The organism is Chitinophaga sp. OAE865, from assembly GCF_040546735.1.
GTDB lineage: Bacteria > Bacteroidota > Bacteroidia > Chitinophagales > Chitinophagaceae > Chitinophaga > Chitinophaga polysaccharea_A.
Genome location: NZ_JBEPOF010000001.1, coordinates 3,642,264 through 3,654,657, shown reverse-complemented (window position 1 = coordinate 3,654,657; position 12,394 = coordinate 3,642,264). Strand labels below are relative to the sequence as shown.

Here is a 12,394-nt window from a genome sequence, read left to right as displayed (position 1 = left end):
CTAATGAATATGTGTGCCTCCGTCGACCGGTATTATAGCTCCATTGATCCATGCGGCTTCGTCCCTGCATAGCAGGTATACTACATTTGCCACGTCTTCCGGTGTGGTAAGCTGCCGGAACGGGTTCTTTTCCCTGCTGTATTCCAGCAATGTGCTGCTGCCGGGAATTTTCCGCAACGATGCCGTATCTGTTACTCCCGCACGGATGCAGTTTGCTCTTATACCATGCGGGGCAAATTCCAGCGCTATACTCCGGGTAATGGATTCCAGCGCTGCTTTTGCAGCCGATACGGCAGCGTAGTGTTCCATCGCCTTGTAACTGCCATCGCTTGTAAAAGAAAGGATACGTGCATCAGAGGCAAACAGTTGCCTGTGCAGGATATCGGCAGCCCATTCATATAAGCTCACACCCATATTCCCGATGGTGGTATTAAAATCATCAGCATCGAGGTGGGGCAAGGCTTTAAGGTTTCCCCTGGCAATACTGTGCAGCAGGCAACGGATGCGGCTTTCGCCTATAGCGGTTTGCAACTGCTGCAGTACCTCTGCACGCTTTTCTGCATTCAGCACATCTGTATTAAATGTGATCAGTTGTACCCCCATCCCCCTGATGGCTGAAAACTGCCGTTCTATATCATCCAGCTCCACGCGGGTGTTGCGGTGTACAATACAGAGGTTCATACCATGCGCCGCGAGTTTACGCGCCGACGCCAGTCCCAGCCCGGAACTGCCACCCAATATTAATGCCCAGTATGATGAAAACTCCTTTACCATTGTAATAGTATTCGTTGCGCGGAGAAGCCGGGGCCAAAGCTCAGCATCAGTCCTTTATCGCCTTTGGGTAAGGATTGCTCCATGAACCTTTCCAATACATATAACACCGTAGCGCTTGACATGTTGCCGTACTGCCGCAGAATTTCTTTGGTGTCGTCCAGTTTCTTTCCCATACTGCGGAACAGTTCTTCCACCAGGTTGATGATCTTTTTTCCGCCGGGATGAAAGATCAGGTGGTCGATATCTGCGATGGTGAGATTATTTTTTGCGAGGAAAGGATGCACAATGTCGCCGAAATGCGCTTCAATTTTTTCCGGCACTTCAATATCCAGTACCATTTTTAAACCGCTGTTGGAGAGATGGAATCCCATCAGGTATTCCGCGTCAAAGAAATGATACATTTCCTCGGCGAGTATTTCCGGGCCATTGTCCTGCTCATAGGAAGAGAGGATAGCACAGGCGGCGCCATCGCCGAAAATAGCCGCACTTACAATATTGGCCATTGAAAAATCATCCAGCTGGAAAGTGGCCGTTGGCGATTCCACGGCTATTACCGCCGCTCTTTTACCGGGGTTTGCTTCCAGCATTTTTTTGGCGTAGATGATCCCAGAAACACCGGCCGCGCAACCCATTTCAGTAACCGGCAGGCGCACAATATCCTGGCGCAGCTGTAAAGCATTGACCAGGTATGCATCCAATGACGGGATCATGATACCCGTACAGCTTACGGTAATGATATAATCGAGATCTGTTCCTTTCAGCCCGGCTTTCTCCAGCGCGCTTTGCAGGCAGGTACGGCCCAGGGCAATCATCTCCCGCTGGTAGATATTATTTTTCTCTTCAAAAGAAGTTTTTGTAAACACTTCCTCAGGTCCCATAATGGAATAACGTTTATCCACGCCGGCGCCTTCAAATATCTTGATCACCTTGCGGATAAATCTTTCCTCCTGGCCCTGCAGCCATAAGGATAAAAAGGGAATAATTTCGGCGGTAGTTCTTGAGTAAGTCGGTAGTGCTTTGGTGACAGTCTGAATTTTAACGCTCATATTTTATTGATTATCCATTGATACCGGAAGGCCCATTTCCATTTGAGGGAATACTGATCAATATTAAGTTCTGCGGATAAACGCTGTAATTCTTTCTTTTTAAATCCCCGCAGAATAGATACCAGTCCATCTTCCCTCACCATCCTGTTTAAATTGAACACGAAGCATACCAGCTGGAACAGGCGGTAGGCTATGGCGCTGCGGTGAAGGTCGTTGATCACTACTCCCCTGGCAGCCTGCCGGTAAAACATTTTGAGCAGCTCCCGGATCTCCGCTTCTTTAAAATGATGCAAGGTAAGCGTGCATAAAATAATATCATAGCGTTGTTCCCGGAAGGCGGGCCGGGTAATATCCTGGCAATAATACTCAATATGCGGATAATCTTTAGATAAATTCCGTGCATGCGTTACCGTAGCCTGGTTGGCATCGATACCAACCAGTTTTATTTTTCTTCCGGAAGAAAAAGCATCCGACAGCTGCCGCAGCATATCGCCGTTACCACAACCAATATCAGCGATGGTAATTTCCTGTTGCGCCGGGATATCTTTCAGTAAAGCCGCCACACCTTCACGGGTGATACGGTTTCCGCCCAGCAGGAAATTGATCTGTGCAATTTTGTCGAGCGTAGCCTTCAGCAGATCTCCTTCCATGTTGAAATCGTCCATAATTTCAGCAGCATGGCTCCGGTGCCTTGTATCTACACGCATTCCGGTATTGCATTTAACGGTTTGCCATGGGTGCGCCTGATAATCCCGGGCAGCAGGCCGGGGAAGAGGATCAGTCCCTTCATCATAGTGGCAGAAAGCTTTTCATTACGGAACAACCGGGATAATACGCGGCCGGTGCGCATCCGGCCACTGAACATTTTATTCCAGTCTTTTATATATTGCTGTTCCATCTGCAAACGGCTACCTGCCGGCGATGAAAAATATGCCAGCACTTTTTCTGCCGCTATCCGGGCACTTTGTATAGCCATTGCCATACCATTACCGCACAACGGATGAATAAGACCGGCGGTATCGCCGATCATCAGGATATGATTCAATACTTTTTCCTTATCGGTAAAAGACACCTGGCTGATGGTTAAAGGTTTATCGAACAAGGGTGTGCTGTTTTCAAAAATGTCCTTTAAATGCTGGTTGCGATACAGCACCCGTTCCCGGTGTGATTCTATCTGCTTAAAATGCTTAAAGCTCTCGTAACTCACCAGGTAGCAGATGTTCAGGATATCATCTTCTACTTTTGATACCCCGCAATAGCCTCCGTCGAAGTTATGGAGGCCCACCATATCGGCGGGAAAGCTGCCGCGGTAATGCGATTTCACTGCCAGCCAGGGAGATTTTTCATTAAAGAAAGGACGGGAAAGCTTCCCATCGAGCGCCGCTCTTTTGCCATAGGCCCCCAGCACCACAGGTGCGGAAAAAACGCCATAGCTGTTGGTGTCAATGAAAAAACGGTCGTTCTCAAAAAACACATTGGTCACCGTGTCTTCAATTAACTCCACACCATTTGCGATCATCTTCTGCATCAGGAACTGGTCGAAGGTATAACGGCTTACGCCAAAACCTCCCAATGGCAGTGCTGTTTCCAGCGTTTTCCCGTAGTGGTCTGAAATAATTAACCGGTTGATCCGGGATGGCTGTAATACCGAAGGATCCGCATCCAGCGACTGCAGATATGGTAATACTTCGTTGGAAACATATTCCCCACATACTTTGTGTGAAGGATATTTGCTTTTCTCGATTACGGTTACCTGTAATCCAGCTTTCGATAAATGAATAGCGCTGGTGAGGCCCGACAGGCCTCCTCCTATAATAATGACATCTCTGGAACCCATACCCCTATGGTTAAAACAATAACAAGCTCCGACACAAGGAAGGAGCCCATCCCAATATAGCAAATTTATGGCCGAAATCAGTTTCATTAAGACCAGAATATTCTTTATGAATCATAGGTTTATAAAACTTAACATTGGCAATATTATTTAATTGTTAATTTTGAATATAAACATTTTTCTAAATAATATAATTGCTCCATGACTGATTCGAGTAAACCAACCGGCAAGCATCTTAAAAAAGAAGCCGGTGCAAAAGTAGCCGCCGTGTTAAACGCGCTGAGCGATTTAAAAGAGAAACTGGGAGAAAAGAAATTTCTCAGGAATGTAAAAAAAGCCGCTAAAGCGATGACCGCGGGATTAACGGATAAACAAAAAGACCCAGCGAAGCCGAAGAAAAAAGCTGCTGCCAAAAAAGCAACTGCTCCCAAAGCCAACACTCCCAAAGCCGCCAGCAAAAAAGTGACGCCAAAGAAAGCTGCTTCCAAGAAAGCCGTCGCTAAAAAAGCTTAATCCTGCATCTGTAATTCCTGTAAGTATCTTTACTGTTCCCTTTAAAGGAACCGGCATTATTATGCCCTGAATGGCAGGGATACTTACAGGTTGGGCTGCCGTACATAACGGTTCACATCATAATTTTTATTGTTCCATGCCATGCCGCCGGCCACCAGTCCTTCGTGAAGGAACCCGGTTTTTACCAGTACTCTTTCTGAAGCTGTATTACCCGGCAATACATCTGCCACCACTTTTTTCACCTCCAGGGCAGCAAAAATATATTGCACTACCGCCTCAATAGCTTCGGCCATATAGCCTTTGCCCCAATACTCCTGCACCAGCGCAAATACCAGCGGCACCGTGTCTTCTGTTTCGTAATTATTGAAACCGATAAACCCGATCAGCTCCGTTTTATTTTCAAGGGCAATGCCCCAGCGGATCCCTTCTTTATCATTAAAACGTTTCTTAAAAAGATCGATAACGGGTCGGACATCTGCCACTTCGCTCAATGGAATAACATGATAATAACGGGTAACCCGCTTATCCGTCAGCAGGTAAAACAGGTCCGGCTGATGCAAATGTTCAATTTCAACCAGGTGAAGACGGGGTGTAAACAAAACAGGAAAAGTTTCCGGCAGTAATCTCATATGTTGGCTGTCTCATTTAACGGCCTCAATATAAAAACAATTGCACCACTCCACCAAAAATGTTATCTGCGGCAGGCAAAAAAAAGTATCTTGTCCGGAAAATTTATTCCACGACATGTCACTATTCACTCAGCGTCCGGCGGCAGCATGGCTGACCGCAGGTATCAGCTTATGGGCTGTTACCGCCTGCGCACAATCCTACTCCTTCAATGAAAAAGGCATTTCCCGGCCCGTGCTGGAACATTACCTGGACCATGCAGTTACCATGACCGAGTTTCTGGCGGTAGATCCTTACGCTTCCGATGCGCCTTACCCCAACAAGGAAGATGATATCCGCCTGATCAGCAACACCGGGGCAAAGTTCATTGGCCGCGCCATTTACCGCTGGGGAGGAGAAGCGGTGCTGAACAACAAAGACTACCTCGACAATGCCAAACGACTGGTAGAGGAGGTACACAAAAATGACCCGGATGTCATTTTCCAGGCAGCCCTTTTTGAACAGATCAGCGAGCAGGTAAATACCATTCCTGTTCCTGCATGGGCATTCAGGGCGCTGGGACTAGCCGCGGAAAACCGGCATTTCCGTTATGCCGATATGCTGAACACCAAAGGCAAGCTGGTGGATCACTGGAGCAAAGGCAACAGCGTGCCTGATATTACGCGCGTGGAAACCCGTCTGTGGTTTATGTTCCTGGCCGGCACCTATATGGAGGTGGGATGCGAAGCGCTACACCTGGGGCAGATTGCGCTGATAGGTATGGAAGATCCGCAGCTCACTGAATGGGCCGCCTTCCTGGAAAAAATACGGGCCTATGCAAAAACACATACCCGCCACCATTGGGTATTGCTGGATGCCCATACGCCTTCCGGCGGCATGGTGGCCAACGGTAAAAGCTTGCTGGATTTCAATTCCTTCCCATTGCGGATCAAATCGGTACCGGAACGGCCACAGGAAGGTATTTTAGCTGTTGGTTTTACAGATGCGCTTTACGGGAGAAGCAAAGGCGGTATTGCACCCAGTGGCTGGAAAGCCGTGTCGATGCCTTACCTCGTGGAGTTGGATAATTTTGGTATCAGCAACCATCCCGGTGTTCCGGATACCACTACCATTTATCCCTGGGGGTTTGATGAGATCAGCTGGTTTTACCAGCAACCGGAGCAATACCGCAACAACTGGCTGCGATATGCCCACCAATGGGTGGCAGACCATGACGCCAATGGCCATTTGCAGATGCCGGTAACAAGAGTGGTTACACTGGGCAGGAAACAACCCAGATTAAAGTACCGGGCCAATACCCGCTCCCCCCAATGCCCCGACGGGATGAATGATGAAGCCACCATCAAAGCCATCTGGCAGGCAGCGGATGCACGTAAAAAGTAAGGGACACCGGCGGTTACAAGTAGCCGCCGGTCGTTTTATTTTTGTTTTACCAGCCTCATTTCCTGTGAAGTGGCCACAAATGCTGACTCCACCATCTGGTTTAATTTCGTTGTCACCACCAGGGTGTCACCTCTCCAGGAAATTTTTCCGCCAATATCGATCACTTTCACGGTACCGCCGCCAGCCGAAGGAGTTTCGACCATTCCATTACTGAAGTAAATGGAATCGGCGCCCACCAGTTTATAGGGACTTACTGCGCTGTAAGGCGCCATGGTCACCTGGAAGGGGACGTCCATATCGGTCAGCAGTTGTCCATCCACATACATCACCATCCTGAGCATGGTATCAATGGAATAGCTGAGCGCATTAAACCTGAACGAACTGCCGTCGATCACACAGGTGCCCTTGTTATTGAATGTTGTATAATCATTGTAGGAAATGACTTTGGCATTGTCTTCCGACACGGTGCTGGTGCCTGTCATGGTGGTACCTACAAAATTCCAGTTGCCTTCAATTTTATTGTTGCCTGTTACGGGTGGTGTTGTGGGAGGCGGAGTTACGGGGGTAACGATATCCGGTCCGGCCATTTCAAGACTTCCACAGGCAGTAAGCATAGTAGCCAAAACTGCTACCAGGGTCAGGGATCTGTAAATGTTCATCTTCATAAGTTATTACACGGGATAATTGTGCACGAAGTTACATTAATTCACTCATCAGCCGGACTAATCTTTTATTAACTTATCATGCAACCGGCTGCCGCATTCTCATTTCGTCGAAGAAAGGGGTTCTTCTTTCCTCTACGCATTTGGCGGCATACAGGTACAAAGCGGCGCTCCAGGTTTGCCACTCCTGCCCTTTTGCAGTGCCATCCTGTGCTTTCAGCCATTCATTGAATCCATAATCTACTTTGCCGCTGTTGGAAATAGTGATGATCCTGGTAAGCTCCAGCAGTTTTTCTTCCGCCAGCCGGTATTTCCTGGCAGCAACCAGCGCCGCCACATAAAAGCCGCAGATAAAGGGCCAGATACCGCCGTTATGATATTCTCCCGGGAGATTAAAAAAAGCATAGCGTTCATGCCAGTCGTTATCGCCCGGTTTCGTATAGGGGAAGGAGTTAGGAGGTAGTTTCACGCCCAGCTGTCCGTTCTTTATAAGCTCAGCACATTCCTCTTCAATCCATGCCACCATGTCTGCCGCCCTTGTAGGTGCTGCAATGCCGGAAAGTATTGCCAGGCTGTTGCCCAGCAGATCGAACCTTTCGCTGCTCAGCACTTTGTAAGACCACATAGCATAATAGGGTTTGTGTTTCACCACCAGCCCTTCATGTACATGCCGGTGCTGTACTCCCCCGGTGATGGTAAATCTTCCCATGGCCTGTCTTACTTTTTCCGCCCGCTCATGATGCCCCAGGATACGGAGATAACTGTACACAAGGGTGTTTACAAACAGGCCGTAGCCCAGTACCCATTGTTCATCGCGCCAGTCGCTGGTAGGCTGCTGCGCTACCAGGTACCGGTCTGAGGGACTTTGATACTCCATCCACTGCAACGATCTGTTCACCGCCTCTTCGAGGAACTGTTCTTCTTCCGACAGTTTCCGGTACATACCGGTTACCAGCAGGAAGAGCGGGGTACAGTCGCTGGCGCCGAGGTCCTGTTTATCATGCACAAGGGAGGGAATATGCCCGTGCGGCGTCTGGTTTTTTGCCAGTGTTTCCAGTACCTTCCTGATACTTTTTATCAGCACCTCGTTACCGGTAACGCCTATACCAAAAAAAGACAGCAACAGGTCCCGTGTATATGGCTCAGGGTATCCCCACCCGGCAGTGCGGGGAAGCCCGTGAAAAGGGCCGTTCACATTATGCAGCAATACCTTCAGTGCGGCATCCCTGGCTGCATTGATGGTTGACCAGGAGGAAGCTTCCATATTTAACGGATATTAAGTTTTTCATGCATCAACTGGATAAACTGCCTTGCTATCACCCGGTAGTCAAAATTTGCGGTTACTCTTTTACGTGCTGCTTTACCCAATTGTTCCCTGTAGGCGGCATCTGTCATTAACCGCTGCAGGTATTGCCTGATATCATTTACATCTGCCCTGTAGTCTACCGTGCGTGGCGTGGAAAATACCACCTTCTGACTGGTATCAAAACCGGATTCTTTACCGACTATTACTTCGCTGGTTACGATTTCTTCTGCCACACCTGCCAGCAAAGCGGTTTCACCGTGTACCAGCGTATCAAGCATACCCATGGCGCGGATGCCGATCACCGGTTTTTCGCAGGCGCCTGCTTCTACCTGGGGCATCCCGAAGCCTTCCAGGCGTGAAGGCGCCACATAAATATCGCAGGCGTTGATGAGGTAAGGCATCTGTTCCCGTGAAACGATACTGGTAACATATTTTACCTTATCAATCAGTCCCAGTTCATCTGCCAGTTCCAGGTCGGCTTTATTTTGTTTGTTGCTGCGTTCCTGGGGCCATACTTTGCAGATATACTTCCAGTTATCCGGCACTTCGCCGCCTAACTGTGATAACGCATACATCACTTCCCTCGCGCCTTTTGAGCAGGCGTCCCCGCCAATAGTAAGAAGCATCAGCTCATCCGGCGCAACGCCCATTGATTCACGGATGGCTTTCACCCTTGGATGTTGCTGAGACATTGGTATAAACCTGTTGGTATTACAGCCTACCGGCAATACGGCAATCTTATCGCCATTGATACCGTCCCTTATATACATTTCCTTAACCCACTGTGAGGTAACCAGGATCAGCGGCAGCTGGTTTAACACATCGTGGTAGTTGGCAATATACCCATCGGCCACCAGCCACGGTACCGGCTGTACGCCAAAACGCTGCGGATGCAGCACCAGCTGCGGGCAATATCCCCAGTAACCTACCCCTACTACTACATCCGGCTTAAACCAGCTGTAATACCATTCCTTTTCCAATGGTGAATCGTAATGTACTGCCAGGGCATTCACACCTGCTTCCAGCAAACCCTGGTACAATAAGTTTCCCTGTGTTGCCAGTCCCCCGGGTGCTGGCGGATAATCAAACAATAAAAGCACTTTCATAACTCAACCGGTAAATTATTTAGCCACTGGTGGGCTTCCCCGCTGCTATTAAAACACCAGAACGATTCCGCCTGCGGCGTTGTAGCGGCTTCCCAGCTATCGGTCTTAAATCCATACGTTTGGGTGATCACCTCATATTTCCTTTGCCAGATATCTTTATCCAGCACATGATAAATGGTAGCTTCAGGCACTGCCTCGGGAAAATAGGACTTCAACCCGTCTTCATAAGCAAACACCCAAAGCTCCCCGGCACTGATACGGCCTTGTTGCCATAAGCGGATAACGGCGGCGCTTACTTCTTCATGGCGGAGATGCCGGGTATATTCCCCCTGCGGGTGATGGGTAATCACCAGGTCGTAATGTTGTACAGGCAATAAAGCAAGCACCTGGTTTTCCACTACTTCATCCGGCAAAGGTGTTTGTTCCGGACCATCATCCATATCCCCCATTACTCCCTGTGCTCCATACAATTGTAATGCCTTAAAAAATTTAGGGGCTCTGTCCTGATCAGCCGCCCGGCACAGGCTGATGATGGTCCAGTTCCACTGCGGATGAAACAGAATGGTGCCTCCCGCCCATAAAGTTTCATCGTCCGGATGGGCTACTATAACGGCAACGGATTTTCTTTTGCTGGTGTGTGGGTTTTCTTCACGCATATTCATAACAGGTTAATGAGGGTTCTTAAAGTTAACAAATCCCGGGCAGCTGCCCATCACTAAAAATTACTTATTACGGGGAATATTTATCATCTTACATAAAATTTTTACGGGAACATTATGAAAAGAATTGTAGCATTATCTGCTTTCATAGCAGCAAGTATGGGATTAAAAGCACAAACAATGCAATGGTATAACGCTCCTCAGAAATGGTCGGCAAACCACAACCAGATCAATGTGACCGTTGACCCCGGTACCGATTACTGGCAGGTAACACATTATGGCTTCATCCGTGATAACGGTCCTTTTTATTACCAGGAACAGGAAGGTGATTTTACGGCTACCGTAAAAATTTCCGGTCAGTATAAAGAGCTGTTTCACCAGGCCGGCCTGATGATCCGCAAGGATGCCAAAAACTGGATTAAAACAGGGATAGAATATGTAGACGGCGTGCAGAATGTAAGCGCCGTGGTTACACGTGAAGTATCCGATTGGTCTGTAGTACCGCGGCACGACAGCCCCAAAAGCATGTGGTTGAAATTATTGCGTAAAGGGGATTATGTGCAGATTGAATACTCATTTGATAATAAGAAATTTGATATGCTGCGGCTGGCATATTTTCCTCCTGGCGGTAAAGTGCAGATAGGACCAGTGGCGGCAGCGCCGGGGAAGCTGCCGTTTGATGTGGTGTTCGAGGATTTTAAGGTGGTGGCGGAGAAGTGATGCGGAGGGCGGCAATAGGTAAACAGATAAAACACTGAACATGAAAATTTTTTCCGCAAACTATCTTAGAAAAATCTGTGGAGCGCTACTCCTCTTCACCGCTAACAGCTACGCACAAACGCAGCGACCCAACATCATATTCATCTTCTCAGATGACCATGCTTACCAGGCTATCAGCGCCTATGGCAGCAAACTGGTACAAACACCTAACATCGACCGCATCGCCCGACAGGGTGCTGTTTTCAAAAACGCGCTGGTCACCAACTCCATTTGCGGTCCCAGCAGGGCTACCCTGCTTACCGGTAAGTACAGTCACATTAACGGCTATACGTTGAATGAGAAAAAGTTCGACGTGGAACAGCAACTGTTCCCTGCCCTTCTGCAGCAGAACGGCTACCAGACAGCATGGATCGGGAAGTGGCACCTGGGTAACCTGCCAAAGGGGTTCGACTACTGGCGTATCCTCAACAGCCAGGGCCAATATTACAACCCGGATATCATCGGGCCTAATGATACCAGCCGCATTGAAGGATATGTTACCAATATCATCACCAACCTTTCTGTTAACTGGATAGAAAAACGGGATACCACCAAACCTTTTTTCCTGGTGGTAGGCGAAAAGGCCACACACCGCGAATGGCTGCCGGATATACAGGATCTCGGCGCATATGATGATAAAACATTTCCCCTTCCGGAAACATTTAAAGACGACTATAAAAACCGCCTGGCCGCACAGAACCAGGATATGACCATCGATAAAACCATGCGCCTGAAAGAAGACCTGAAGGTACATGCTAATTACGAAAAAGGGATCTATGGCCGCTTTACACCGGAACAGAGAAAGGCCTACATCGATTATTACGAGAATAAGATCAGCAAAGAATTTGATAAGCAAAAGCTCTCAGGCGATGCCCTGGTGGAATGGAAATACCAGCGTTACCTGAAAGACTATCTGGCCACCGCAAAATCGCTCGACAGGAACATCGGCCAGCTGCTGGATTACCTGGATAAATCAGGCCTCTCAAAAAATACCGTAGTGGTGTATGCTTCCGACCAGGGCTTCTACATGGGGGAACATGGCTGGTTCGATAAGCGTTTTATTTATGAGGAATCATTGCGTACGCCTTTTATCATTAAATACCCTGGCGTAGTGAAGCCCGGCACTTCTATCGATCAGCTGATGCTCAACATCGACTGGGCCCCCACCTTCCTCCATATCGCCGGCGTAAAGGCGCCTGCCGATATACAAGGCACCTCCTTTTTACCGCTGCTGAAAGCGGATAGTAAAAATGTTTCCTGGAGAAAAGAAGCATATTATCATTACTACGAATTCCCCGAGCCACATCATGTATACCCTCACTTCGGTATCCGTACAGAACAATATACATTGGTCCGCTTCTACGGCGAGTCCAATAGCTGGGAACTGTACGACCTAAAGCAGGATCCGCATGAGGTAAATAATCTCTATGGCCGGAAAGGCTATGAAAAGCTCACTGATACCTTAAAAGCCCACCTGAAACAATTGATGGTACAATACAAAGACACGGAAGCACTGAAAATCCTGGCACAACAATAATTAAAGGTAGCCGCTCCCCCGCCGGTGCGGCTATCAAATCTTTTGACAATTAAGCCAAAAGGGCTATTTTTGAGCCCTGATTGCAGTTTTTACTGATGATCTGCGGGCTTGAATGTGCATCTGAAAAATATTCTTTAAGTTATTGATAAAAAGGGAATTAAAAACTTAAGGAACCGCATCAGCAACGA

Annotated in this window: 13 protein-coding genes; 4 read left to right on the top strand and 9 right to left on the bottom strand. The window is 48.2% G+C overall.

Features of this window, described 5'->3' with window-relative positions:
• Genes ABIE50_RS14885 through ABIE50_RS14870 form a run of 4 tightly spaced genes read right to left on the bottom strand, consistent with a single transcriptional unit; the run spans nucleotide 1 to nucleotide 3,657 of the window.
• A complete protein-coding gene (locus ABIE50_RS14885; protein WP_209860242.1) occupies nucleotides 1-774 on the bottom strand; it encodes an SDR family oxidoreductase in 774 nt (257 codons plus the stop codon).
• Nucleotides 768-1,820, bottom strand: a complete 1,053-nt coding sequence (locus tag ABIE50_RS14880) for a type III polyketide synthase (RefSeq protein WP_209860243.1) — start codon at nucleotides 1,818-1,820, stop codon at nucleotides 768-770. Before ABIE50_RS14880 ends, ABIE50_RS14885 begins: the two co-directional genes overlap by 7 nt.
• Nucleotides 1,817-2,527: a methyltransferase domain-containing protein gene (locus ABIE50_RS14875; RefSeq protein ID WP_142685186.1), complete on the bottom strand. Its 711-nt coding sequence runs from the start codon at nucleotides 2,525-2,527 to the stop codon at nucleotides 1,817-1,819. Before ABIE50_RS14875 ends, ABIE50_RS14880 begins: the two co-directional genes overlap by 4 nt.
• Nucleotides 2,518-3,657, bottom strand: a complete 1,140-nt coding sequence (locus tag ABIE50_RS14870) for an NAD(P)/FAD-dependent oxidoreductase (protein WP_209860245.1) — start codon at nucleotides 3,655-3,657, stop codon at nucleotides 2,518-2,520. The genes ABIE50_RS14875 and ABIE50_RS14870 overlap by 10 nt, the downstream gene beginning before the upstream one ends.
• Before the next feature lie 198 nt (nucleotides 3,658-3,855).
• Here ABIE50_RS14870 and ABIE50_RS14865 point away from each other — a divergent pair, with 198 nt between their 5' ends.
• Nucleotides 3,856-4,167, top strand: a complete 312-nt coding sequence (locus ABIE50_RS14865) for a histone-like protein 2 (protein WP_185937185.1) — start codon at nucleotides 3,856-3,858, stop codon at nucleotides 4,165-4,167.
• 83 nt (nucleotides 4,168-4,250) lie between these two features.
• On the opposite strand, the gene ABIE50_RS14860 is transcribed toward ABIE50_RS14865, so the two are convergent.
• A complete protein-coding gene (locus ABIE50_RS14860) occupies nucleotides 4,251-4,796 on the bottom strand; it encodes a GNAT family N-acetyltransferase (RefSeq protein ID WP_209860247.1) in 546 nt (181 codons plus the stop codon).
• A gap of 115 nt (nucleotides 4,797-4,911) precedes the next feature.
• Between ABIE50_RS14860 and ABIE50_RS14855 the strand changes: the two genes are divergently transcribed.
• Entirely contained in the window at nucleotides 4,912-6,177 is a 1,266-nt protein-coding gene (locus tag ABIE50_RS14855; protein ID WP_354028023.1) for a hypothetical protein, read from the top strand.
• A gap of 35 nt (nucleotides 6,178-6,212) precedes the next feature.
• Here ABIE50_RS14855 and ABIE50_RS14850 read toward each other — a convergent pair whose 3' ends face one another.
• The 4 genes from ABIE50_RS14850 to ABIE50_RS14835 form a co-directional block, all read right to left on the bottom strand.
• Entirely contained in the window at nucleotides 6,213-6,836 is a 624-nt protein-coding gene (locus ABIE50_RS14850; protein WP_209860249.1) for a hypothetical protein, read from the bottom strand.
• Nucleotides 6,837-6,918: 82 nt separating this feature from the next.
• Entirely contained in the window at nucleotides 6,919-8,103 is a 1,185-nt protein-coding gene (locus ABIE50_RS14845; RefSeq protein WP_209860251.1) for a glycoside hydrolase 100 family protein, read from the bottom strand.
• A 2-nt stretch (nucleotides 8,104-8,105) separates the two neighbouring features.
• Nucleotides 8,106-9,251, bottom strand: coding sequence for a glycosyltransferase family 4 protein (locus ABIE50_RS14840; protein ID WP_209860254.1), 1,146 nt, complete (start codon nucleotides 9,249-9,251; stop codon nucleotides 8,106-8,108).
• Nucleotides 9,248-9,907 (bottom strand): PIG-L deacetylase family protein, encoded by a 660-nt coding sequence (locus ABIE50_RS14835; protein WP_209860256.1) that lies wholly within the window; start codon nucleotides 9,905-9,907, stop codon nucleotides 9,248-9,250. The genes ABIE50_RS14840 and ABIE50_RS14835 overlap by 4 nt, the downstream gene beginning before the upstream one ends.
• 120 nt (nucleotides 9,908-10,027) lie before the next feature.
• Between ABIE50_RS14835 and ABIE50_RS14830 the strand changes: the two genes are divergently transcribed.
• Complete coding sequence (locus ABIE50_RS14830) at nucleotides 10,028-10,630, top strand: DUF1349 domain-containing protein (protein ID WP_354028022.1); 603 nt, start codon at nucleotides 10,028-10,030, stop codon at nucleotides 10,628-10,630.
• Nucleotides 10,631-10,670: 40 nt separating this feature from the next.
• Nucleotides 10,671-12,206, top strand: a complete 1,536-nt coding sequence (locus ABIE50_RS14825; protein ID WP_209860264.1) for a sulfatase family protein — start codon at nucleotides 10,671-10,673, stop codon at nucleotides 12,204-12,206.
• Nucleotides 12,207-12,394 lie beyond the last annotated feature (188 nt).

Excerpts from the sequence above, each read along its gene's own strand:
- ABIE50_RS14845 (WP_209860251.1), bottom strand. The coding sequence starts at position 8,103 with ATGGAAGCTTCCTCCTGGTCAACCATCAATGCAGCCAGGGATGCCGCA.
- ABIE50_RS14880 (WP_209860243.1), bottom strand. The coding sequence starts at position 1,820 with ATGAGCGTTAAAATTCAGACTGTCACCAAAGCACTACCGACTTACTCA.
- ABIE50_RS14885 (WP_209860242.1), bottom strand. The coding sequence starts at position 774 with ATGGTAAAGGAGTTTTCATCATACTGGGCATTAATATTGGGTGGCAGT.
- ABIE50_RS14850 (WP_209860249.1), bottom strand. The coding sequence starts at position 6,836 with ATGAACATTTACAGATCCCTGACCCTGGTAGCAGTTTTGGCTACTATG.
- ABIE50_RS14825 (WP_209860264.1), top strand. The coding sequence starts at position 10,671 with ATGAAAATTTTTTCCGCAAACTATCTTAGAAAAATCTGTGGAGCGCTA.
- ABIE50_RS14860 (WP_209860247.1), bottom strand. The coding sequence starts at position 4,796 with ATGAGATTACTGCCGGAAACTTTTCCTGTTTTGTTTACACCCCGTCTT.
- ABIE50_RS14835 (WP_209860256.1), bottom strand. The coding sequence starts at position 9,907 with ATGCGTGAAGAAAACCCACACACCAGCAAAAGAAAATCCGTTGCCGTT.
- ABIE50_RS14855 (WP_354028023.1), top strand. The coding sequence starts at position 4,912 with ATGTCACTATTCACTCAGCGTCCGGCGGCAGCATGGCTGACCGCAGGT.
- ABIE50_RS14840 (WP_209860254.1), bottom strand. The coding sequence starts at position 9,251 with ATGAAAGTGCTTTTATTGTTTGATTATCCGCCAGCACCCGGGGGACTG.
- ABIE50_RS14865 (WP_185937185.1), top strand. The coding sequence starts at position 3,856 with ATGACTGATTCGAGTAAACCAACCGGCAAGCATCTTAAAAAAGAAGCC.
- ABIE50_RS14870 (WP_209860245.1), bottom strand. The coding sequence starts at position 3,657 with ATGGGTTCCAGAGATGTCATTATTATAGGAGGAGGCCTGTCGGGCCTC.
- ABIE50_RS14875 (WP_142685186.1), bottom strand. The coding sequence starts at position 2,527 with ATGCGTGTAGATACAAGGCACCGGAGCCATGCTGCTGAAATTATGGAC.
- ABIE50_RS14830 (WP_354028022.1), top strand. The coding sequence starts at position 10,028 with ATGAAAAGAATTGTAGCATTATCTGCTTTCATAGCAGCAAGTATGGGA.